Origin of the sequence: Streptomyces pyxinicus, assembly GCF_024753135.1 — a bacterium.
Taxonomy (GTDB): Bacteria; Actinomycetota; Actinomycetes; order Streptomycetales; family Streptomycetaceae; genus Streptomyces; species Streptomyces pyxinicus.
Window position 1 is genome coordinate 79,939 of record NZ_JANUGP010000009.1, and the last position, 22,277, is coordinate 102,215.

Below are 22,277 nucleotides of genomic sequence, written 5' to 3' on the forward strand. Positions count from 1 at the left end.
CGCGCGTCAGTTCTCGGTCAACAGCTCAGTGGCGTCGGTGGCGTGTACGGCTCGCTGGGCCCAGACTTCGAGCTGGTCGAGGTCGGTGCAGGCTGCCACGCGTTCGCGTACGTGGTCCGGCACCGGGATGCCGCGCCACTCCAGGATGCGGAGGGTCATCTCCCGCCGGTCCTCGATACGACCTCGCTCAAGCCCTTGTTCCAGTCCCTGTTCGCGTCCTTCTTCGCGTACCTGTTCGGCGAGTGGGTGTCGCCAGAAGTACTGGATGGCCGTCATGAGGTCCCTCCACATGTGCTTGGCCTGGGGGTCTGTCAGGCAGGAGTCGATGAACTGCACGAAGACTGCGGCGGTGTCGGTGTCGATGGTCCGCAGGGCGGCTGCCAGGGATTCCAGTATGGCGGGAGCCTGGGGGCCGCGTCCGTGTGTCATGGCCGAGAGCACCGCGAGGGGGACGTCGCGTTCGGCCTGGCGTTCATCCGTGATGACGGGGACGTTGTCGGGGCCGAGGACGAGGGGGCGTACGGTCAGCGAGTGCCAGTCCCGGAAGCCGAAGCGGATGGGGCGGGAGGCCCATGCGGCGGTCTTGCTGCTCTGGGTGATGACGATGAGCACCGGCTCGCAGCGGTACTTCTCGTAGAGGTAGGAGAGGTAGTACGGCCAGCTGCCGCGTTTCCTCTCGTCGACCTTTCCCTGGGATTCCACGACGAGGAGGTAGGTGCCCTCGTCCGTCTCCGCGCGCAGCAGGGTGTCCACGCGGCGTTCGACAGGTTCGATCTCGGTGAGGTCCACGTTCAGGGCCGCGATCTCACGGGGTTCGGGGAAGGGCACGTGCAGCACCCTCTGTAACGCGCGCGTCAGCAGCGCCGGATCCTTCTGGAAGATCCGGTGCAACGCCTCGTGCGACGAGCCGACCATCAGCTCTCCTTTCGGTACGACTCCGTACGCCGTGATCAACGAGCTAGGCCGCCGCAAGTTCGCACCAGACGAATTTGCCGTGGTCCCGGAACCGGGCGGAGGGCTGCCAGCCCCAGTAGTCGGCACAGGCCACGACCAGGCCGAGCCCACGCCCGCCCTCCAGCCCGGCGGCCTGCTCCAGCGGCTTGGGAGGCGGTGGCGGGGCGGGGTCGGTGTCCCAGGCCCCGATCCAGACCACCCCGTGCGGGGTGCGGCGCACCCTGAGTGCGGCGGGGCCCTTGGTGTGCCGTACGGCGTTGGAGACCAGCTCCGTGGCCAGCAGCTCGGCGGTGTCCACGAGCCCGATCAGGCCGTGCAGGGTGAGGATGACGCGCAGGGTGCGGCGGCAGATGGTGACCGCTCTGGGGTCGTTGGGGATGTAGAGGGTGTAGTCCCAGGGCTCGGTTTCGGGCATGCGGCATCAACTCCGAGGAGATGAAATGGATTTGGTGCAGCGCAGGGTGGCATCGCCGCAGGACGCGGTGCACTTCCGCAGGGTGTGCGTTGCATCACCGACGGTAGGGCCATAATTTGGGACCACGCAAGTCGTTGCCATAATCTGCCTCCGAACGAGGTCTGGTTGCGCGGGAGGAAGACATGGCGCGCAGGAAAGAAGCCACGGCACGCCAGGCACGCCTGGGGTCCGAGCTACGGAAACTACGTGAGGCCGCAGGGCTCAAGGGTCGTGAAGCCGCCGCACTGCTCGGGACGGACTCCACGCAGATCAGTCAGATCGAGTTCGGTACGGCGGGAGTGAGCAGTGAGCGCGTGCGACGGCTGGCCGCTCACTATGCCTGCTCGGACACCGAATTGATCGACGCGCTGGTGGCCATGGCCGTGGACCGGACGTGCGGCTGGTGGGAGGAGTACCGGGGCTCGCTGCCCAACTCGTTCCTGGACCTATCCGAGCTGGAACATCACGCCAGGTTTCGCTGGGACGTGGACTTCCTGCACGTGCCCGGCCTTCTTCAGACCGAGGAGTACGCGCGCGCCCTCTTCTCGTACGTGAACCCGGACTTCCCGGGCAGCGAACTGGAGCGCCGAGTGGAGCACCGCATGAGGAGGAAGGTCATCATCGAGCGCCCCGACCCGGTCCCGTACGAGGCTCTCGTCCATGAGGCGGCGCTACGCATCAGGGTCGGTGACCGGGCCGCCACGCGAGCGCAGCTCAAGCGCGTCCTGGAATTGTCCGATGCCGACCACGTCACCGTGCGAGTCATCCCCTTCGAGCTGGACTCGTTCGCCGGTGCGGGCAGCGCCATGGTGTACGCGGGCGGTCCCGTCCCGCAGTTGGACACCGTGGTACGCGACGGCCCCCACGGCACGCTCCTCATTGACGCCGAAGCCCAACTCAGCCGCTTTCGAACGCTCTTCCGTAAGATGGAAGCGGTGTCACTCGAACCTGAGCGTTCCCGTGACTTCATCCGCAAGCTGGCGAAGGAGCTATGAGGCGCATCATGACAACCACCTGCACATGGCGGAAGTCGTCCTACTCCGGCGGCGGCGAGGGCAACGCCTGCGTCGAAGTCGCCGACCTGGACACCCATGCAGCCGTCCGCGACTCCAAAGCCCCCCGCCGAGCCACCCTCACCTTCCCGGTCTCCGCCTTCGCCCCCTTCATCAACGCCCTGAAGGATCCGCGCGCCGGCCGGTGAGGCCGGCAGTCGGAAGAACCCCGCGCCTCTAGTCGGCGTCCTTGCCGACCTCGGCGTCCGTGGCGTCCCCGCCGTCGTCGAAGTACGCGTCCAGCACCGCGTCCAACTCCGCGTCCCACTCCGCGAAGCGCGAGCGGGACGTGGCCTCGATCTCGATCGGGTACCAGCGGTTGTCCGGGGTGTGGACGGTGACCGTGTAGCGCTTGCCGAAGCGAGGGGTCTCCGTCTCCACCGCGGCGATCTCGTCCCAGCGGAACTCGCAGGACTCCTCGTCGAGGCGCAGGCGGACGCCCTTCGCGTCGGCCTCGATCCTCGCCCGGCGGTCGGCCGCCTCGAAGACCGGCCCGTCGGAAGAAGCCTCCGCGTCCGACTCCGACTCCGACTCCGACTCCGAAGCCGACACCGAGTCCGAGTCCGAGTCCGATTTCGGATCCGGTGCCGAGTCCGAAGGCTCCTCCGCCGAGTCCTCCGGCTCCCCGGCACCCGCCCCGGGCCCCGCCTGCGTCGGCACCGGGGCCGGCGTCGTGAGGCCCGGGATGAAGGCCGGGTCGAAGCCGGCGCCCGTCAGGGGCTCGGGCTTCGCGGGCTCGGTCTCCGACGGCTTGCTGCTCGCTCCTATGCGCTGCTCCACGGCGGCAGTATGGACGACGATCCTGTGCCGGAACCAGTCGGACCGCCCATCCCGTGCCTCACACACGCCACGTTCACACGAACACGCTCACCACAGCCGCCACCGCGAACCCGGCCACGGACAGCACCGATTCCAGGACCGTCCAGGTCTTGAGGGTGTCGCGTTCGCTGATGCCGAAGTACTTGGCGACCATCCAGAAACCGCCGTCGTTGACGTGCGAGGCGAAGATGGAGCCGGCCGAGATGGCCATGATGACGAGGGCGACGAAGGCCTGCGAGTGGTGGCCCTCGGTGAGGAGGGGGGCGACGATGCCCGCCGTCGTGACGATCGCGACCGTCGCCGAGCCCTGGGCGACCCGCAGGACCAGGGAGATCAGGTAGGCCAGGACGATCACCGGGAGGCCCACGCCGTGGAAGGTGTCCGAGAGGGCCTGGGCCACGCCGCTCGCCTTGAGGACGGCGCCGAAGACCCCGCCCGCGCCGACGACCAGCAGGATGTTGCCGACCGGCTTCAGGGACGACGTCGACACCGACTCCAGGGACTTGCGGGACCAGCCGCGGCGGATGCCGAGGAGGTAGTAGGCGAGCAGGAGGGCGAGGGTGAGGGCGACGAAGGGGTGGCCGAAGAACTCCAGCACCGAGCGGGCCGGCGACGGGTCCAGCGCGATGGAGGAGAAGGTCGCCGCGAGGATCAGGACCAGCGGGGTGCCGATGAGGGCGAGGACCGTGGCGAGCGGTACCGGCTTCTCCCGCGGCTCCACCCCCTGCGCGCGCTGCTCGGCGACGACCGCCTGCCGCGCCTCCTCCGCGGCCTCGACCATGTCCTGCGGTACGGCGACGAAGATCCGCTTGCCGACCCAGGCGGAGTAGGCCCATGCGGCGAGCACGGCCGGGATGCCGCAGACGACGCCCATCAGGATGACCCAGCCGAGCTGCACGTGCAGCAGACCGGCGGCGGCGACCGGGCCGGGGTGCGGGGGCAGGAAGGCGTGGGTCATGGACAGGCCCGCGAGGAGCGGCAGGCAGTAGAGGAGGATCGACTTGCCGCCGCGCTTGGCCGCCGCGTAGACGAGCGGCGCCAGGACGAAGATGCCGACGTCGAAGAAGACCGGGATGCCGAAGATCAGGCCGGTCAGCCCCATGGCGAGCGGGGCGCGTTCCTCGCCGAAGAGACCCAGCAGCCGGCCGGCCAGTACCTCGGCGCCGCCGCTGACCTCCAGGATCGCGCCGAGCATCGTGCCCAGGCCGATGATGATCGCGACGTGGCCGAGGATGCCGCCCATGCCGGACTCGATGGTGGAGACGGCGTCGGAGCGCTGCACGGTGCCGAAGAGTTCGGTGACCGACAGTCCCGCCAGCAGGCCGACGGCTATGGAGACGGCGAGCAGCGCCACGAAGGGCTGCAACCGCACCTTGATGATCAGGAACAGGAGCAGGGCGATACCGAGGGCGGCGACGGTGAGCAGGGCCGGGGTGCCGTCGAAGAGGAGGAGCAGGCCGCCGGTGTGCGGGGGTGCGGCGGGGGCGGACGCGGCGAGCGGGACGGACATACGGGGGTCCTCTGGGTAAGAGCATGCTGCTTTCGGGCAGGGGGGATCGCGGCACGGCGGCCCGAAGCGAGTGGCGGGCCGCCGTGCCGTGATGAACGGCGTGCGGGGGGTGCGGGAGAGGGCTGCTCAGCCGAGTACGGCGAGCGCGTCGATCTCGATGAGGAGGCCGGCCGGGAGCCCGACGTAGACCGTCGTGCGGGCGGCGGGCGGCTGGGTGAGGCCCTGCTCCTCGAAGTAGGTGTTGTAGATGTCGTTCATCTCGGCGAAGTGGTCGACGTCGGTCAGGTAGACGCGGATCATCAGCACGTCGTCCCAGCTCGCGCCGCCCTCCTCCAGGATCGCCTTGACGTTGGCCAGGGTCTGGAGGGTCTGTTCGCGCAGGGCAGGGCCGGCCGGCGTCGGGGGCTTGCCCTCCTCGGCGGGCAGGAAGCCGACCTGGCCGGCGACCTGGAGGATGTTGCCCTTCTTCACGCCGTGCGAGAACTTGGCGGGCGGGGTGGTGTGGGTCTTCGGGGTGAGCGCGGTCTTGTCCGTCATGCGGGGTCCCTTACTGGTGTTCTGCCGGAGTACTCGCCGCTGATGTCGTCCGCCGTACGGCGCACCAGCGGGAGCAGGGTGAGGAGTTCCTCGGCGGTGACGACGACGTTCGGCGCGGACACCGACATCGCGGCGACCACCCGGCCGTCGGCGCCGCGGACGGGGGCCGCGACGCAGTTGATGGACTCCTCGTGGCCACCGAGGTCGGTGGCCCAGCCCTGTTCGCGCACCAGTTCCAACTCCCGCAGGAAAGCGGTGGCGTTGGCGGTGGAACGGGCCGTGTAGAGGGGGTAGTCGAGCTTGTCCGCGAGGGCCCGGCGCTCGGCTTCGGGGAGGTCGGCCAGCAGCAGCTTGGCGACGGCGGCGACCGTGATGGCGACGGGCTTGCCGATCCGCGAGTACATGCGCACCGGGTAGCGGCTCTCGACCTTGTCGATGTAGAGGACCTCGTTCTCCTCGTGCACGGCGAGGTGGACGGTGTGCCCGGTCTGCTCGTTGAGGCGTACGAGGTGGGGGTGCGCGATCTCGCGGATGTCGAGGTTCTCCATGGCCTCCTGGGCGAGCGCGAAGAGGCGGGCGCCGAGTCGGTAGCGCTGGTCGGACTGGCGGTAGACCAGGCCGTGTTCGTGCAGGGTGCGCAGGAGGCGCAGGGCCGTGGACTTGTGGACGCCGAGCCGGTCGGCGACCTGGCCGAGGTCGGCGGGGCCCTCGGCGAGCAGCGGCAGGATGCTCAGGGCGCGGTCGACGGTCTGACTCATGGGGTGTTCGCCTCCTCGGGGGGCCTGTCGGCTTGTGTCCAGCCGGGGCCGAGTCGAAGTCTCCCCCATGCGGTGTCGTCGAGGGCGGCCAGGCGGTCGGCGTGGTCCCGGGCGGGCGGGACGGCGAGGTCGCCGGGGGTGGTGAGGGCGGCGGCGGCCATGAGGTGCCCGTACCGGAGCCGGTCGCGCACGGGCAGCCCGCGCAGGGTGGCGGAGAGGAACCCGGCGGCGAAGGCGTCCCCGGCGCCGGTCGTCGCCACGACGTCGACCACGAGGGCCCGCTGGAAGGTGGCCCGGCGTGCGGCGGCCCCCCGGCCCAGCGGCACCGCCGGGGCACCTGCCCCTCCGGGAGCATCGGCAACCGGATACGACGAAACGGCCGCCCCTGCGAGACCATCAGCAGCCGGACACGACGAGACACCCGACCCTCCGAGACCATCAGCAGCCCGATACGACGAGCCGCCCGACCCTCCGAAACCATCAGCAGCCCGACACGACGAGCCGCCCACCCCTCCCAGGCCACCGACAGCCGGATAGGGCGAGGCGTCCGCCCCCCGCGCCGGAACGCCCGCCCCTCCCGCGGCATCGGCGACCCCGCGCCCCGGCTCGCCGCCGCCCCCCGCGTCCTCGTCGCGCTCGAACGCCGTGGCTCCCCCCGCGCCCTGCTTCACCACCACCACGCGCGGCTCGGGCAGCGCGTCGCTGATCGCCCGCGGGCCCCCCGTCACTCCCCAGGCCTGCTCCGCCTCGTCCTCCCCCACGAACACGATGTCGGCCGCCCTGGCCAGGTCGAGCAGGATTCCGGGGCCGTCGGAGGACCGCCACAGACCCGGCCGGTGGTTGACGTCGAAGGAGATCAGGGGGCGGTCGGCGGCGGGGCGCAGCAGGTGCCGTACCAGCTCCCGGCACCCGGCGGAGAGCGCCGGCGTGATCCCCGACAGGTGCAGCACCCGGCACGCCCGGGCCGCCGCCAGGTCCACGGTGTCCGGGGACATGGCCGACGCGGCCGAGCCCGCCCGGTAGTACGCCACCTCGTGCGCGGCCGTGGCCCGGTCGGCGGCCGTGCGGAAGTAGACGCCCGTCGGCCGGTCCGGGTCCCGGCGGACGTGGGTGACGTCGACGCCGTACCCGGCGATCCGCTCCACCAGGTGGTCGCCGAAGGCGTCGGTGCCGACCCGGCCGACCCAGCGCGCGGTGTGGCCGTGCGCGGCGAGGACGCAGGCCACGTTGGACTCGGCGCCGCCGATGCCGCGCGCGAAGGAGGAGACGTCGGCGAGGCGGCCGGGGGAGGTGGGCAGGAAGGTGACCATGGACTCGCCGAGCGCGACGACATCCACGACGTCCGGGGCGGCGCTGGTCTGTCCGTCGGCGGTCACGATGGTGGTGGCTCCTCTTCCGGTACCGGCGCCGCGGCTTCGTTGACCGCGTGTTGGCCGAGATGTTAGACAGCAGTAAGCGATATACGCAATGGGTGTTGCACGTTTCGCAACAGCCCAGATCAGGAGGCGTTCATGGCGCGCGACACCGGCAGCGAACAGCGGACGCACGTCCCGGTCGAAGCGGCCGACGCGGCCGAAGCGCTCGCGCACCTCCGTGAGGACCGGGTCGACCACCGCTTCAAGGGCCTCCCGCCGGACGCCGCGGGCCTGACCGTCGCCGAGCTGGCAGCCCAGCGCCGCAACCTGTTCACGGACGGCTTCACCACCCCCGTGCTCGCCCTGTCCGCCGAGCGCCTGGAGCACAACCTCGCGCTCATGGAGACGTACACCGCCCGGCACGGCCTCGCCTTCGCCCCGCACGGCAAGACCTCGATGGCCCCGGAGCTCTTCCACCGCCAGATCGAGCACGGTGCCTGGGGCATCACGCTCGCGGTGCCGCACCAGGTGTGGGTGGCCCGGAGCTTCGGCATCGAGCGGATCTTCCTGGCCAACGAGCTGGTGGACGCCCCGGCCCTGCGCCGGATCGCCGCCGAGCTGGCGGCCGACCCGGACTTCCGCTTCGTCTGCTACGTGGACTCCGTGCGCGGTGTGGAGCTGATGGACGCGGCCCTCGAAGGCGCCGTCCGGCCGGTGGACGTGGTGGTGGAGCTGGCGGCCGGCGAGGGCGCCCGGACCGGTGTGCGCACGGAGGCCGAGTGCGCCGCCGTCGCCGACGCCGTCGCCGGCGCCCCGACGCTGCGGCTGGTCGGGGTCGCCGGGTACGAGGGCGAGGTGCCCGGGGCCGACCCGGAACGCGTGACGGCGTACCTGCGGCGGCTCACCGCGCTCGCCGTCGAGTTCGACAAGGCGGGGCGCTTCGAGGGCGCGGACGTCGCCGAGATCGTGGTGAGCGCGGGCGGCAGCGCCTGGTTCGACGCGGTCGCCGAGGTCTTCGCCGAGATTCCCGGACTGTCGCGGCCGGTACTGAAGCTGCTGCGCTCGGGGGCGTACGTCTCGCACGACGACGGGCACTACCGCCGGCTCACCCCCTTCGCCCGGGTCCCCCAGGAGGGCGCCCTGGAGCCCGCGTTCCGGCTGTGGGCGCAGGTCGTCTCCCGGCCCGCCCCGGAGCAGGCCTTCGCCAACGCCGGCAAGCGCGACGCCGCCTACGACCTGGACCTGCCCGACGCCCAGGTGGTGCGCCGGGACGGCACCGAGCGTCCGGCCGCGGGCATCACCGTCACCGGCCTCTCCGACCAGCACGCCTGGCTGCGCACGGACCCGGGGGCGGATCTGGAGGTGGGCGACTGGATCGGCTTCGGGCTCTCCCACCCCTGCACGTCCTTCGACAAGTGGCAGCTCATCCCGGTCGCCGAGGCGGACGGGACGGTCGTCGAGTACATCCGCACGTTCTTCTAGGAGGCACGGCAGTCATGGCGGAGCTGGCCATCCGGGACGCGGACGTCGTCGACGGCAGCGGCGCGGACTCCTACCGCGCCGACGTCGTGGTGGACGGCGGCCGGATCGTCTCGATCGTCCGGGAGGCGGCGGCCACCGGCTGTCAACGGCCCACCGCGCGGCGGGTGCTGGACGCCGCCGGGCTGGTCCTCTCCCCCGGCTTCATCGACATGCACGCCCACTCCGACCTCGCCCTGCTGCGCGACCCGGACCACAGCGCGAAGGCGGCGCAGGGGGTCACCCTGGAGGTGATCGGCCAGGACGGGCTGTCGTACGCGCCGGTGGACGACCGCACCCTGGCGGAGGTGCGGCGGGCCATCACCGGCTGGAACGGGTACGGCGAGGACGTCGACTTCGACTGGCGCACGGTCGGCGAGTACCTGGACCGGCTGGACCGGGGCATCGCCGTGAACGCGGCCTACCTCATCCCCCAGGGGACCGTGCGCGCGCTCGCCGTCGGCTGGGAGGACCGCCCGGCCACACACGCGGAACTGGACCGGATGCGGCACCTGGTCGCGGAGGGTCTGGAACAGGGCGCGGTCGGGCTGTCGTCCGGACTGACGTACACGCCCGGCATGTACGCGGAGGACGCCGAACTGACCGAGCTGTGCCGGGTGGTGGCCCGGTACGGCGGCTACTACTGCCCGCACCACCGCTCCTACGGCGCCGGCGCCCTGGAGGCCTACGCCGAGATGGTCGCCCTCACCGGCGAGGCGGGCTGCCCGCTGCACCTGGCGCACGCGACGATGAACTTCGGCGTGAACGAGGGCCGGGCGCCCGAACTGCTCGCGCTGCTCGACCAGGCGCTGGACGCGGGCGCGGACATCACGCTCGACACCTATCCCTACACGCCCGGCTGCACCACCCTGGCCGCGCTGCTGCCGAGCTGGGCGAGCGAGGGCGGCCCGGCGGAGATCCTGGCCCGGCTCACCGACGAGGCGACGGCCGCCCGTATCCGGCACGACCTGGAGGTGACCGGCTCGGACGGCTGCCACGGGGTGCCGGTGGAGTGGGAGACGATCGAGGTATCCGGGGTGACCGAGCCGTCGCTGGCCGGCCATGTGGGCCGTACGGTCCGGGAGGCGGCGGCCGAGCGCGGCGAGGCGCCCTGGACGACGGCCCGGCGGCTGCTGGTCGAGGACCGGCTCGGTACGACGATCCTCCAGCACGTCGGCCACGAGGACAACGTCCGCGCGATCATGCGGCACCGCGCTCACACCGGCGGCTCCGACGGCATCCTGCGCGGCGCCAAGCCGCACCCGCGCGCGTACGGCACCTTCCCGCGCTATCTCGGCCATTATGTGCGGGAGTTGGGGGTGCTGACGCTGGAGGAGTGCGTGGCCCGGCTCACCGGCCGGCCGGCGGCCAGGCTGCGGCTGCCGGACCGGGGGCTGGTACGCGAGGGATACCGGGCCGACCTGGTGCTCTTCGACCCGGCGACGGTGGCGGCCGGGGCCACCTTCGCCGCGCCGCGCACTCTGCCGGCCGGCATCCCGCACGTCCTGATCGACGGCCGGTTCGTCATCGGGGACGGCCGGCGCACAGACGTACTGGCGGGGCGGGCGGTCCGCCGTACTCCGGTGTGACCGCCCGCCGCGGCCCCTTACGGCTTGGGCAGGGTGCAGCCCGAGGCGCTGAGGTTGAGCTTGTTGCCGGTGGTGAAGCAGGCCGGGATGATGTAGGTCTGCTCGGCGTAGTTGATGCCCTGGCGGACGGTGACGTTGCCGCTCTCATCGACCTCGCAGGGGTTGTTCTCGGTGCAGCGCTCGCCGTCCTCGTTGCCCGTGTTGTTGACGGCGACGACCTTGCCGGTGGCGGTGTCGATCACGGGCGAGCCCGAGGTGCCGCCGATGGTGTTGCAGGCGGAGGTGTAGCGGACCGAGTCCTTCCAGGTCCAGTCGCCCTCCTTGATGCGGTACACGAAGCCGTCGATGTTGCAGCTGTAGATCCGCTTCCAGTAGCCGGAGACGACCTTGATCGCGGTGCCGGCGGTCGGGTGGGTGTCCTGGACGGTGAGCGGGCTGATCCCGTACGAACTCTTGATGGCCGCGTAGGTGGTGGTCGTGCGGTAGATCGTGACGTCCGTGTCCGTCATGGTCGAGTACACGACCTGGTTGGCGCGGAGCGTGGCCACCTTGCTGCCGGAGGCGTTCAGCAGACCGAAGGTACGGCTGGAGGACTGGCCGGTGATGACCTCGCCGGGGCTGGGGAAGCCGGTCTCCAGGCAGTGGCCGTTCGTCAGCACCAGGGCCGGGTCGCTGTCCGCGGAGTTGGGGAAGCGGATGACCGATCCGGAACAGTTGCTGAGCGAGACGGTACCGGCGTAGTTGACGGTCACCGCGGCGGCCTTGGCCGGAGCCTTCGCGGTGTGCGGCGCGGCGACCGCGGGGGTCGCGCCCAGCCCGGCTATCGCCAGGGCGGAGAGCGCGGCAAGGAGAGGCTTGTTCATGTGGGGGTCCCCTCTTACGACTCGGGCGACCGGACATCTTCCGGCCGCCCTCACATCGCTTGTCATGCGCATTCTCAAGTGCGGAGGGGCGCGGGGACAAGGAGGCGGGGCGGGTCGTAGGGGTTTCCCTGTGCGCGGGGGGAGTTGACGGGTGGAGTGACTGGGGGAGTTGACGGGTGGAATGACTGCGCGAGTTGACGTGTGGAGTAGCCGGGGGACCCTGCCCCGAATCCGGCGACCGCCTCCTCCGGACCGGGAAAACGCTCAGGGCCGGGCGAGTTTGGCGGCCACGGCGTCGAGGACCCAGTCCAGACCGGTCGCGAAGGACGTCTCGGCGTCCACCTCCGTGCCGTCGTGCACGGCCTTGGCCAGCGCCGGGAAGCGGCCCGTGGCCAGCATGCCCGTCACATGCGGTCCGGAGGCACGCTGCCAGTCGCGGTCGGACAGCCCGGTGGCGCGCTCGGCCCGCAGGGCGGCGATCTCGCGCCTGATCGCGCCGGTGACGTAGGCGCTGACGGTCTCCGCGGCGCGCAGGACGGTGTCGATGTCGGCGTGCCCGTCGAGGGCGGCCAGCCTGGCCTCGGTCACGGCGAGGCCGTTGGGCCCCAGCGAGGGACGGCCGCCGAGCAGGTCGGCCAGCCACTCGTGGCGGAGCGCGGCCCGCCTGGTGCGGTGGGCGAGGACGCGCAGCGCCTCCCGCCAGTCACCGGACCGCTCCTCGGGAAGGATCTCGGCCTGGACCTCGTCCACCATGAGGTCGAACAGCTCCTCCTTGGTGGAGATGTAGCCGTACAGCCGCATCGGGCCGGCGTTCAGCCGGCCGGCGACCTTGCGCAGCGACACCGCCTCAAGGCCGCCCTCGTCGGCCAGCGCGACGGCGGCGGTGACGATCCGCTCCCGGTCGAGCGGCACGGGGCGAGTCGGCGGCTCCGGGCGGTCCCACACAGTCATGGCCACCACCGTACCGTTGCGATACGGCGTAGCGCTCCAATACGGTGTATCGCCATGAGACAGCGCATCGCAGTGATCGGAGGCGGTCCCGGCGGACTCACCTTCGCCCGCGTCCTGCACCGCCACGATCACCCCGTCACCGTGCTCGAACGCGACCCCTCCCCCGACGCCCGCCCCCCGGGCGGCGCGCTGGACCTGCACGACGGGCTGGGCCAACTCGCGCTGGAGAAGGCGGGGCTGTCGGCGGAGTTCCGGGCGCTGTCCCGCCCCGAGGGGCAGGCCATGCGCATCCTGGACCCGGACGGGACCGTCCTGCGCGACTGGCGGCCCCGTCCGGACGACCGGGCCAACCCCGAGATCGACCGCGGACAACTCCGCGACCTGCTGCTCGGCCCGCTCGACGTCCAGTGGGGCCGCGCCGTGACGCGGGTGGTGCCGGGGACCCGGGACGGCGGCGCACTGGTCCGTTTCGCGGACGGACGGCAGGAGACGTACGACCTCGTGGTCGGCGCGGACGGCGCCTGGTCCCGGACCCGCCCCGCGGTCTCACCGGTGACACCGCACTACACGGGCATCACCACGGTCGAGACCTCCCTGGACGACGTCGACACCCGCCATCCCGACCTCGCCCGGCTGGTCGGCGACGGCTCCGTGGCCGTGTACGGCGTGCACCGCAAGCTCGTCGCCCAGCGCAGCAGCGGCGGCCACGTCAAGGTGTACGCCCAGTTCCGCGCACCGCTGGACTGGCACGCGAACCTGGACCTGGCCGACGCCGAGGCCGTGCGGTCGAGCCTGCTGGCGCTGTTCGACGGCTGGGCGGCCCCCGTCCTGGACCTCCTGCGCCCCGGCACCGCTTTCGCCCACCGCCCCCTGTACGTCCTGCCCGTGTCGCACACCTGGGCCCACGTCCCCGGGGTGACGCTCCTGGGCGACGCCGCCCACCTGATGCCTCCGCTGGGAGCGGGCGCGAACCTCGCGATGCTGGACGGCGCCGAACTCGCCGAGTCCCTCGCCACCGCCCCCGGAGACCCGGACGACGCGGTCCGCGCCTTCGAGGAACGGATGTGGGCGCGGGCCGGCCGGTGGGCGGAGATCACGACGGCCGGCCTGGAACGCCTGGTGGGCCCGGACCCCGCCCTAGCCGTCGCCCACTTCGACCGGGTCCAGCCGGCCTGACCGCCGGGCACGAGGGCACAAGGCCCCCTGGAATCCCGGTCCGCCGTCCGGGCAAATATCCGTGTCTCACGTGTCGGAAAACACGGCGCGGCGGGCGTTACCGGGTCGTAAGCTCACGGGCATGCAGGTGATCCAGTCGACCAAGCTCGCCAACGTCTGTTACGAGATCCGGGGGCCGGTTCTCGAAGAGGCCATGCGGCTTGAGGCGGCGGGTCACCGCATCCTCAAGCTCAACACCGGCAACCCGGCCGCCTTCGGCTTCGAGTGCCCCCCGGAGATCCTGGAGGACATCCTCCGCAACGTCTCCAGCGCGCACGGCTACGGCGACGCCAAGGGACTCCTCGCCGCCCGCCGCGCGGTCGTCATGCACAACCAGACCCTCGGCATCGAGACGGACGTCGAGCACGTCTTCATCGGCAACGGCGTCTCCGAGCTGATCGTGATGGCGATGCAGGGCCTGCTGGACGACGGCGACGAGGTGCTCGTACCGGCCCCGGACTACCCGCTGTGGACGGCGGCCGTGTCCCTGTCCGGCGGTACGGCGGTGCACTACCGCTGCGACGAGCAGTCCGACTGGATGCCGGACCTCGCCGACATCGAGCGCAAGGTCACCGACCGCACCAAGGCGATCGTCATCATCAACCCGAACAACCCCACCGGCGCGGTCTACGACGAGACCGTCCTCAAGGGGCTGACGGACCTCGCCCGCCGGCACAACCTGCTGGTCTGCTCCGACGAGATCTACGACAAGATCCTGTACGACGGCGCCACCCACACCCCCACCGCGAAGGTCGCCCCGGACCTGCTGACGCTGACCTTCAACGGCATGTCGAAGGCGTACCGGGTGGCCGGGTACCGGGTCGGGTGGATGGCGGTCTCCGGACCGCGCGCGCACGCGGACTCGTACATCGAGGGCCTGACGATCCTCGCGAACATGCGGCTGTGCGCCAACATGCCGGGGCAGCACGGCGTGGTCGCCGCGCTCGGCGGCCGGCAGACGATCAACGACCTGGTGCTGCCGGGCGGCCGGCTCAAGGAGCAGATGGACACGGCGTACGAGCTGCTGACGCAGATCCCCGGTGTCAGCTGCGTACGGCCCAAGGGCGCGCTGTACCTGTTCCCGCGCCTGGACCCGAAGGTGTTCAAGATCAGCGACGACCGGCAGATGGTCCTGGACCTGCTCCGGCAGGAGAAGATCATGGTCGTCCAGGGCACCGGGTTCAACTGGCCCGAGCCGGACCACTTCCGGGTGGTCACCCTGCCGACGGTCGGGGACCTCCGCGACGCCGTGACCCGGATCGGGACCTTCCTCGACGGATACGGCCAGCCGTAGCGGACGGTGGCGGTATCGGTAGCGGACGGAGACCGATGGGTCCCGCTCCGTGACTCGACTCAACTTTAGACGGAATCCAAGCTAAGATGGCTTCCTGTCAGAGCACAGGAGGCCATCCCCCATGTACGAGCCGATCCGCACCAAGTCGGTCCACAGCACGATGGCCGGCGCCCCCTCGGACTATCCGCACCGGTCGCGCGAGGAGGAGCTGGACATCCAGCTCGCCGGACACCTGTCCGCACTCCTCGCCATCACCGACGAACTGCGCGTCCTGACGCCGTCCGCCGACCTGGACACGGCCGCGGAGCGCCTGGCCGCCGAGATCGGCCGGCTGCGCGGCGGACGCGCACCCCTGCGCGCGGCGCCCGCCGCCGTCGGCGACCCCGCCCCGCTGCACGCGCGGGCGCACGCGCTCGCCGGACGCGCGCTCGTCGTCGCCGCGTCCCGCGCGGACACGGCCGCCGCGATCCTCGCGGCCGAGCGGATGGACGCGCACACCCCCGCGCATACTCCCGCGCCGGCCGGCCGGAAGAAGAACCGGAAGAAGCTGAGCGCCGCCCGCTGAGCGCCGCTCACTGAACCCGTAGGGGTTCTCCAGGAACGGCCCCGGTCCGCGCGCACCCGCAGCGACGCGCGGACCGGGTGCCACACACCGCCGGTGGGCGCCGCGCACACCGCCGGGAGACGCCGTACCCCACCGAGGGGCGCCGCGCACCCCACCGGCAAGGCGCCGCACACCGCGCCGGGAACGACACGAGGGCCCCGCACGTCGTTGTGCGGGGCCCTCGGGGTTGGTCCACGGCCGGCCGTGACGATCGCTGGTCAGGGCATCCGTGCCGGCCGTGGAGTCAGGGGGGCGGGGCTCAGCCCAGGCGCTCCACCAGGGCGCGGTACTGGTCCCACAGCTCCTTCGGGGTGTGGTCGCCGAAGGTGTTGAGGTGCTCCGGGACCAGGGCGGCCTCCTCGCGCCAGACGTCCTTGTCGACGCTGAGCAGGAAGTCCAGGTCGGACTCGGACAGGTCGAGGCCCTTGGTGTCCAGCGCGCCCTTGGCGGGCAGCACGCCGATCGGGGTCTCGACGCCCTCGGCCTTGCCGTCGAGGCGCTCCACGATCCACTTCAGGACGCGGGAGTTCTCGCCGAAGCCGGGCCAGACGAACTTGCCGGCGTCGTCCTTGCGGAACCAGTTGACGTAGTAGATCTTCGGCAGCTTGGCCTGGTCCTTGTCCTTGGCCACGTCGATCCAGTGGGCCATGTAGTCGCCCATGTTGTAGCCGCAGAAGGGCAGCATCGCGAACGGGTCGCGGCGCAGCTCGCCGACCTTGCCCTCGGCCGCCGCGGTCTTCTCGGAGGCCACGTTGGCGCCGAGGAAGACGCCGTGGTTCCAGTCGAAGGACTCGGTGACCAGCGGTACGGCGGAGGCGCGCCGCCCGCCGAAGAGGATCGCGGAGATCGGTACGCCCTTGGGGTCCTCCCACTCGGGCGCGATGATCGGGCACTGCGCGGCCGGGACGGTGAAGCGGGCGTTGGGGTGGGCGGCCGGGGTCTCGGCGGCCGGCGTCCAGTCGTTGCCCTTCCAGTCCGTCAGGTGGGCCGGCGCCTCCTCGGTCATGCCCTCCCACCACACGTCGCCGTCGTCGGTGAGGGCGACGTTGGTGAAGACCGCGTTGCCCCACAGGGTCTTCATCGCGTTGGCGTTGGTGTGCTCGCCGGTGCCGGGCGCGACGCCGAAGAAGCCGGCCTCGGGGTTGATCGCGTACAGGCGGCCGTCCTCGCCGAAGCGCATCCAGGCGATGTCGTCGCCGATGGTCTCCACGGTCCAGCCGGAGACGGTGGGCTCCAGCATGGCGAGGTTGGTCTTGCCGCAGGCGGACGGGAAGGCGGCGGCGACGTACGTGGACTCGCCCTGCGGCGGGGTGAGCTTGAGGATCAGCATGTGCTCGGCCAGCCAGCCCTCGTCACGGGCCATGACCGACGCTATGCGCAGCGCGTAGCACTTCTTGCCGAGCAGGGCGTTGCCGCCGTAGCCGGAGCCGTAGGACCAGATCTCGCGCGACTCGGGGAAGTGCGAGATGTACTTGGTCCGGTTGCAGGGCCAGGGCACGTCCGCCTGGCCCTGCTCCAGCGGGGCGCCGAGGGTGTGGACGGCCTTGACGAAGAAACCGTCGGTGCCGAGTTCGTCCAGCACGGCCTGGCCCATGCGGGTCATGGTGCGCATGGAGACGGCGACGTACGCGGAGTCGGTGATCTCGACGCCGAGCGCGGACAGCGGGGAGCCGAGCGGGCCCATGCAGAAGGGCACGACGTACATGGTCCGGCCGCGCATGGAGCCGCGGAACAGGCCCTGCTCACCGGTGAAGACCTCGCGCATCTCGGCGGGGGCCTTCCAGTGGTTGGTGGGGCCCGCGTCCGCCTCCTTCTCGGAGCAGATGAAGGTCCGGTCCTCGACGCGCGCGACGTCGGTCGGGTCGGAGGCGGCGTAGTACGAGTGCGGGCGCTTGACCGGGTCGAGCTTCTGGAAGGTGCCCTTGGCGACGAGGTCCTCGCAGAGCCGCTCGTACTCGGCCTCGGAGCCGTCGCACCAGACCACACTGTCCGGCTGGGTCAGTTCGGCGATCTCGTTGACCCACGAGATCAGTTCCTGGTGCTGGGTGGGGACGCCGGTGGGAGCCGCGATGTCGCGCGCCACGATTGCTCCTAAATGAGGGATTTTGTGTGTTGTTCGCCCCGTGGGGGCCGCGACCCGGACGCTTCGTAGCCGCTCATCCGGTGTCGACCGCACTCATTTGATCATCCGAGTTTAGTGCCCATCTGTCCAGAGGGCATCACAGGTGAGCGGCGTGACGAATGCCACGGTTAACGTGATTCTTTGCGTCCACGTGGTGTTCGACTGAAGGACTTTTTGCCGGACGCCCCCGGACACCCCGGAACACCTCTGAACGGCCGGACGGCGTAGGCACTGACGACCGACTTACGGCGCCGTAGGTAGCATGCGGGCCATGACTGCGTCCGCCTCCGACGCGCCCCGGGACTCGCAGGCCACCGGCCGCGGTCCCGTCGCGCTCTCCTTGCCGCACCCGGTGAAGCCCCATCTGCGGGGCTGGCTGCATCTCGGCATGTTCCCGGCCGTACTCATCGCGGGTCTCGTCCTCACGGCGCTCGCCGACTCCGGCAGAGGCCGGATCGCCTGCGGTATCTACGTCCTGACGGCCTGTCTGCTCTTCGGTGTCAGCGCGCTCTACCACCGGGGCGACTGGAGCCCCCGGATGGACGGCGTCCTGCGCCGCCTCGACCACGCCAACATCTTCCTGATCATCGCGGGCACCTACACCCCGCTGACCCTGCTGCTCCTGCCGAGCGGCCAAGGCCAGTGGCTGCTGTGGGGGATCTGGGCCGCCGCCGCGGCCGGCATCGTCTTCCGCGTCTTCTGGGTCGGCGCCCCGCGCTGGCTCTACACGCCCTGCTATCTCGCGATGGGCTGGGCGGCCGTGTTCTACCTCCCCGACTTCCTGCGCACCGGCGGCATCGCCGTCCTGGTCCTGGTGGTCGTGGGCGGCCTGCTCTACAGCGCGGGCGGGGTGGTCTACGGCATCAAGCGGCCCAACCCGTCACCGCGCTGGTTCGGCTTCCACGAGGTCTTCCACTCCTTCACCCTGGCCGCGTTCGTCGTCCACTACGTCGGCATCTCGCTGGTCGCCTACCAGCACGCCTGATCCCCGTCCCCCGCGTCCGTCGCGGCCGGGCGCGGGACAATGTCCACCATGCCGGCCGCACGATCCCGCACCTCCGCCCCCGCCGCCCCCGCCTCCTCCTCCGGGCCCCGGCCGGGGCTGCGCGAGCGCAAGAAGCTCAGGACCCGGGAAGCGATCCGGGCGGCGACGTACGCGCTGGTCGAGGAGCGGGGCTACGACGCCGCCACCGTCGAGCGGATCGCCGAGCGGGCCGAGGTCTCGCCGTCGACCGTCCTGCGCTACTTCCCGGCCCGGGAGGACATCGTCCTCGCCGACGAGGACGACACCCTCCTCCTGGAGGAGGTCCGGCGGCGCCCCGCCGACGAACCCTGGCCGGACACCGTCCGCCAGGTGCTGCGCCGGGCCGTACGCCACGGCATCGACACGGACGAGCACACCGCGCGGCTGCGCGCCCGCCTGATGGTGCAGGTCCCGGCGGTGCGCTCCCGGATGCGGGAGAGCATGTCGGCCACCGGCCGCACGCTCGGCCGGGCCGTCGCCGAGCGCACCGGCCGCGACCCCGACGACCTGGAGGTGCGGGCCTACGCCACCGCCCTGACCGGCACCCTGCTGGAGACCTCCCTGTACTGGGCCGAGCACGGCCACCGGGACGACCTCACGGCCCTGGTCGACCGCGCCCTCGACGCCCTCCCGCCCGGCAAGGACCACTGAGGCCCGAAAGCACTGCGGGCGAGCCATCCCGCCATGCCATCCTGACGGGGTGAACGGACCCGAGATCCACGTCGAAGTCGCCCCCGCCCTGCACCTGTTCGTCCCGGCCGGCCGGCGCGCCGGCGCCACGGCACTGGTCACGGACGGCGTCTCGACCCTCGGCCACGTCGTGGAGTCCCTCGGCGTCCCGCTCACCGAGGTCGGCACCCTGCTCGTGGACGGCCGCGCGGTACCGGTCTCACACGTCCCGCGAGCCGGCGAGCAGGTCACGGTACGGCCGGTCGAGCGCCCCCAGCGGGTGCCGGGCGCCCCGCTGCGCTTCCTCCTCGACGTCCACCTCGGTACCCTCGCCCGCCGGATGCGCCTGCTCGGCATCGACACCGCCTACGAGTCGGCCGACATCGGCGACCCGGCGCTCGCCGCCCGCTCGGCCGCCGAGCAGCGGGTCATGCTCAGCCGCGACCGGGGCCTGCTGCGCCGCCGCGAGCTGTGGGCCGGCGCCTTCGTCTACAGCACCCGCCCCGACGACCAACTGCCCGACATCCTCGACCGCTTCGCCCCCGACCTCGCCCCCTGGACCCGCTGCACCGCCTGCAACGGCCTGCTCACCGAGGCCACCAAGGAAGAGGTCGCCGACCAGCTCAAGAGCGGCACCCACCGCTCCTACGACGTCTTCGCCCGCTGCACCGCCTGCGGCCGCGCCTACTGGAAGGGCGCCCACCACGAGCAGCTTGAGGCGGTCGTGGCGCGGGCGTTGAGCATGCGTACCCAGCGCGACTGAGCACCGGCGCCGATCCCCGGTACAGGGCGGCGCGCTGGAATGAGGGTGTGGACGCGCGGTTCACGCTGGGCGCACTGATCCTCAGCGGCGCCCGACACGCCCTCCCGGGCCTATCCGGACAGGGCGGTGCGCAGCCGCTCCGGGTCGGTGGTCGGGGCGTCGCACGTGAAGTCGCGGCAGACGTACGCCGTCGGTTCACCGCCGACGAGCGGCCGGCCGGCGAGCAGCGGGAACTCCTCGCCGTCCGGAGTGCCGTAGGCGACGACGGCACCGGGGGCGGTGCCCAGCAAGGCCGTGCGGTACAGGGCGACGGCCTTCTCGTCGTCCAGGGCCGGCGTCACGACGGCCACCTCGCGTGGCCCGTCGAGCAGTGCCTCGGCGACGGCGAGACCCCAGCCGATGAACCGGGGCACGCGCGGCCCGAGGGTCGTGACGACACCCAACGCCCGCTCGGCGGCGGTCCGGTGCGGCTCGGAACCGGTGTGCGCGGCGTAGCTCAGCAGGGCGCCGGCGGCGGCGCTCCAGCCGGAGGGGGTGGCGTTGTCGGTGGGGTCCTGGGGCCGGCGGATGAGCTGTTCGGCGTCGGAGGCGGTGTCGTACAGAGCACCGGTCTCCGGGTCCGTGAAGCGGGCCAGCACATGGTCGAGGAGGAGTCCGGCGAAGTCCAGCCAGACGCCCTCGCCGGTCACGGAGGCGAGCGCGGTCAGGCCCTCGGCGACGTCGGCGTAGTCCTCCAGCACGCCGGCGTTGGCCCCGGCCCGGCCGTCCCTGCTGGTACGGGCGAGCCGGGCATGCTCGTCGAGATGCACCCGGACCAGCAGGTCGGCGGCGCCGAGCGCGGCCTCGATCAGGTCGGGGCGGCCGAAGTAGGCGCCGGTCTCGGCGAGCGCGGCGATCGCGAGGCCGTTCCAGGCGGCGACCACCTTGTCGTCCCGGCCGGGCGCTGGCCGTGCACCCCGCGCGGCCAGCAGCCGCTCCCGCACCGAGGCGATCTTCTCGGCTCCGAACACACCCTCGCTCTGCGGCAGTTGCAGCACCGACCGCCCGTGCTCGAAGGTGCCCTCCTCGGTCACGCCGAAGTACTGGGCGGCGAGTTCGGCGTCGTCCCCGAGGACGTCCCGCAACTGGGCAGGCGTCCACACGTAGTACGCGCCCTCGACGTGCCGTCCGCTCCCGTCGTCACTGTCGGCGTCCAGCGCGGACGCGAACCCGCCCTCCGCGGTGCGCAGTTCCCGCACCAGGAAGTCGGCGGTCTCCAGGGCGACCCGCTGGGCCAGCTCGGAGCCGGTGGCCCGCCAGAGGTGGGCGTACACCCGGCAGAGCAGCGCGTTGTCGTAGAGCATCTTCTCGAAGTGCGGCACCGTCCAGTCGCGGTCCACGGAGTACCGGGCGAACCCGCCGCCGAGCTGGTCGTACACACCGCCGCGGGCCATGCGCTCGCAGGTGTCCCGCGCCATCTGGAGCGCGCCCTCGGCACCCGTGCGGGCGTGGTGGCGCAGCAGGAACTCCAGCACCATGGACGGCGGGAACTTGGGCGCTCCGCCGAAGCCGCCGCGCTGCGGGTCGTACTCGCGGGTGAGCCCCAGCAGCGCCTGCGCCAGCTCCGGCTCACCGGGCGGCCGGTCCCCCTGGTGGCTGATCTCCCGCTGCGACAGATCCCGCACGATCTTCCCGGCGACCTCCCCGACCTCGTCCCGCCGCCCGTCCCACGCCTGCCGCACCCCCTCCAGCACCTGCCGGAAGGAGGGCATGCCATGCCGGGGCTCGGGCGGAAAGTACGTACCGAAATAGAACGGCTCGGCATCAGGCGTGAGAAACACGGTCATCGGCCAGCCACCCTGCCCGGTCGCCGCCTGCACGGCCTCCATGTACACGGCATCGACGTCCGGCCGCTCCTCACGGTCCACCTTCACGCTGACGAAGTGCTCGTTGAGGTAGTCGGCGGTCGCCTGGTCCTCGAAGGACTCGTGGGCCATGACGTGGCACCAGTGACACGCGGAGTAGCCGACGGACAGCAACACCGGCACATTCCGCCGCCGCGCCTCCTCGAAAGCCTCCGGCGTCCAGGGCCACCAGTCGACCGGATTGTCAGCGTGCTGAAGCAGATAAGGCGAGGTCACACCAGCCAGCCGGTTCATGCGATCCACCCTCTCACAGCGTCTGCCTCGACCGGCGAAACCCTCACGGGCCCTCCTCGCTTGGCCGAATTGCGCGTGTGAGCCATCA

21 protein-coding genes are annotated in these 22,277 nt (G+C 71.6%); 10 read left to right on the forward strand and 11 right to left on the reverse strand.

Features of this window, described 5'->3' with window-relative positions:
- Window positions 1-6: 6 nt before the first annotated feature.
- Together NX794_RS14490 and NX794_RS14495 are read right to left on the reverse strand one after the other, a co-directional pair.
- A complete protein-coding gene (locus NX794_RS14490; protein ID WP_258778926.1) occupies window positions 7-915 on the reverse strand; it encodes an RpnC/YadD family protein in 909 nt (302 codons plus the stop codon).
- Window positions 916-958: 43 nt separating this feature from the next.
- On the reverse strand, window positions 959-1,369 hold the full coding sequence (locus NX794_RS14495) for an ATP-binding protein (RefSeq protein ID WP_258778927.1): 411 nt from the start codon (window positions 1,367-1,369) through the stop codon (window positions 959-961).
- A gap of 182 nt (window positions 1,370-1,551) precedes the next feature.
- Between NX794_RS14495 and NX794_RS14500 the strand changes: the two genes are divergently transcribed.
- Both NX794_RS14500 and NX794_RS14505 read left to right on the forward strand, forming a co-directional pair.
- Entirely contained in the window at window positions 1,552-2,403 is an 852-nt protein-coding gene (locus NX794_RS14500) for a helix-turn-helix domain-containing protein (protein WP_258778928.1), read from the forward strand.
- An 8-nt stretch (window positions 2,404-2,411) separates the two neighbouring features.
- The gene (locus tag NX794_RS14505; RefSeq protein ID WP_258778929.1) at window positions 2,412-2,609 is read left to right on the forward strand and encodes a DUF397 domain-containing protein; all 198 of its coding nucleotides are present in this window, start codon (window positions 2,412-2,414) and stop codon (window positions 2,607-2,609) included.
- Between the two features lie 28 nt (window positions 2,610-2,637).
- Here the strand turns inward: NX794_RS14505 and NX794_RS14510 are convergent, their stop codons facing one another.
- The 5 genes from NX794_RS14510 to NX794_RS14530 form a co-directional block, all read right to left on the reverse strand.
- Entirely contained in the window at window positions 2,638-3,240 is a 603-nt protein-coding gene (locus tag NX794_RS14510; RefSeq protein ID WP_258778930.1) for a hypothetical protein, read from the reverse strand.
- Between the two features lie 73 nt (window positions 3,241-3,313).
- Window positions 3,314-4,789, reverse strand: coding sequence for a GntP family permease (locus tag NX794_RS14515; RefSeq protein ID WP_258778931.1), 1,476 nt, complete (start codon window positions 4,787-4,789; stop codon window positions 3,314-3,316).
- 126 nt (window positions 4,790-4,915) lie between these two features.
- Entirely contained in the window at window positions 4,916-5,326 is a 411-nt protein-coding gene (locus NX794_RS14520) for a RidA family protein (protein ID WP_258778932.1), read from the reverse strand.
- Window positions 5,323-6,084: an IclR family transcriptional regulator gene (locus NX794_RS14525; protein ID WP_258778933.1), complete on the reverse strand. Its 762-nt coding sequence runs from the start codon at window positions 6,082-6,084 to the stop codon at window positions 5,323-5,325. The genes NX794_RS14520 and NX794_RS14525 overlap by 4 nt, the downstream gene beginning before the upstream one ends.
- On the reverse strand, window positions 6,081-7,394 hold the full coding sequence (locus NX794_RS14530; RefSeq protein WP_258779106.1) for a sugar kinase: 1,314 nt from the start codon (window positions 7,392-7,394) through the stop codon (window positions 6,081-6,083). Before NX794_RS14530 ends, NX794_RS14525 begins: the two co-directional genes overlap by 4 nt.
- Window positions 7,395-7,595: 201 nt before the next feature.
- On the opposite strand from NX794_RS14530, the gene NX794_RS14535 reads away from it, so the two are divergent.
- Both NX794_RS14535 and NX794_RS14540 read left to right on the forward strand, forming a co-directional pair.
- Window positions 7,596-8,921, forward strand: a complete 1,326-nt coding sequence (locus NX794_RS14535; RefSeq protein WP_258778934.1) for an amino acid deaminase — start codon at window positions 7,596-7,598, stop codon at window positions 8,919-8,921.
- Window positions 8,922-8,935: 14 nt separating this feature from the next.
- Window positions 8,936-10,546 (forward strand): N-acyl-D-amino-acid deacylase family protein, encoded by a 1,611-nt coding sequence (locus tag NX794_RS14540; protein WP_258778935.1) that lies wholly within the window; start codon window positions 8,936-8,938, stop codon window positions 10,544-10,546.
- A 17-nt stretch (window positions 10,547-10,563) separates the two neighbouring features.
- Here NX794_RS14540 and NX794_RS14545 read toward each other — a convergent pair whose 3' ends face one another.
- Entirely contained in the window at window positions 10,564-11,409 is an 846-nt protein-coding gene (locus tag NX794_RS14545; RefSeq protein WP_258778936.1) for a trypsin-like serine peptidase, read from the reverse strand.
- A 264-nt stretch (window positions 11,410-11,673) separates the two neighbouring features.
- Window positions 11,674-12,360, reverse strand: a complete 687-nt coding sequence (locus NX794_RS14550; protein ID WP_258778937.1) for a TetR/AcrR family transcriptional regulator C-terminal domain-containing protein — start codon at window positions 12,358-12,360, stop codon at window positions 11,674-11,676.
- 54 nt (window positions 12,361-12,414) lie between these two features.
- Here NX794_RS14550 and NX794_RS14555 point away from each other — a divergent pair, with 54 nt between their 5' ends.
- The 3 genes from NX794_RS14555 to NX794_RS14565 all read left to right on the forward strand — a co-directional run bounded on the left by NX794_RS14555 (window position 12,415) and on the right by NX794_RS14565 (window position 15,434).
- Window positions 12,415-13,536 (forward strand): FAD-dependent oxidoreductase, encoded by a 1,122-nt coding sequence (locus NX794_RS14555; RefSeq protein WP_258778938.1) that lies wholly within the window; start codon window positions 12,415-12,417, stop codon window positions 13,534-13,536.
- Between the two features lie 121 nt (window positions 13,537-13,657).
- Window positions 13,658-14,869, forward strand: a complete 1,212-nt coding sequence (locus NX794_RS14560; RefSeq protein ID WP_258778939.1) for a pyridoxal phosphate-dependent aminotransferase — start codon at window positions 13,658-13,660, stop codon at window positions 14,867-14,869.
- Window positions 14,870-14,990: 121 nt separating this feature from the next.
- On the forward strand, window positions 14,991-15,434 hold the full coding sequence (locus NX794_RS14565; RefSeq protein ID WP_258778940.1) for an SCO4983 family protein: 444 nt from the start codon (window positions 14,991-14,993) through the stop codon (window positions 15,432-15,434).
- Between the two features lie 298 nt (window positions 15,435-15,732).
- Here NX794_RS14565 and NX794_RS14570 read toward each other — a convergent pair whose 3' ends face one another.
- Window positions 15,733-17,556, reverse strand: a complete 1,824-nt coding sequence (locus tag NX794_RS14570) for a phosphoenolpyruvate carboxykinase (GTP) (protein ID WP_258778941.1) — start codon at window positions 17,554-17,556, stop codon at window positions 15,733-15,735.
- A 310-nt stretch (window positions 17,557-17,866) separates the two neighbouring features.
- On the opposite strand from NX794_RS14570, the gene trhA reads away from it, so the two are divergent.
- From trhA to NX794_RS14585, 3 genes are read left to right on the forward strand one after another with little or no spacing between them, the layout of a single operon-like run.
- Window positions 17,867-18,580, forward strand: a complete 714-nt coding sequence (trhA, locus tag NX794_RS14575; protein WP_258778942.1) for a PAQR family membrane homeostasis protein TrhA — start codon at window positions 17,867-17,869, stop codon at window positions 18,578-18,580.
- A gap of 48 nt (window positions 18,581-18,628) precedes the next feature.
- Entirely contained in the window at window positions 18,629-19,270 is a 642-nt protein-coding gene (locus NX794_RS14580; protein WP_258778943.1) for a TetR/AcrR family transcriptional regulator, read from the forward strand.
- 49 nt (window positions 19,271-19,319) lie between these two features.
- Window positions 19,320-20,051, forward strand: coding sequence for a Mut7-C ubiquitin/RNAse domain-containing protein (locus NX794_RS14585; RefSeq protein ID WP_258778944.1), 732 nt, complete (start codon window positions 19,320-19,322; stop codon window positions 20,049-20,051).
- A 110-nt stretch (window positions 20,052-20,161) separates the two neighbouring features.
- Here NX794_RS14585 and NX794_RS14590 read toward each other — a convergent pair whose 3' ends face one another.
- The gene (locus tag NX794_RS14590; RefSeq protein ID WP_258778945.1) at window positions 20,162-22,189 is read right to left on the reverse strand and encodes a thioredoxin domain-containing protein; all 2,028 of its coding nucleotides are present in this window, start codon (window positions 22,187-22,189) and stop codon (window positions 20,162-20,164) included.
- Window positions 22,190-22,277 lie beyond the last annotated feature (88 nt).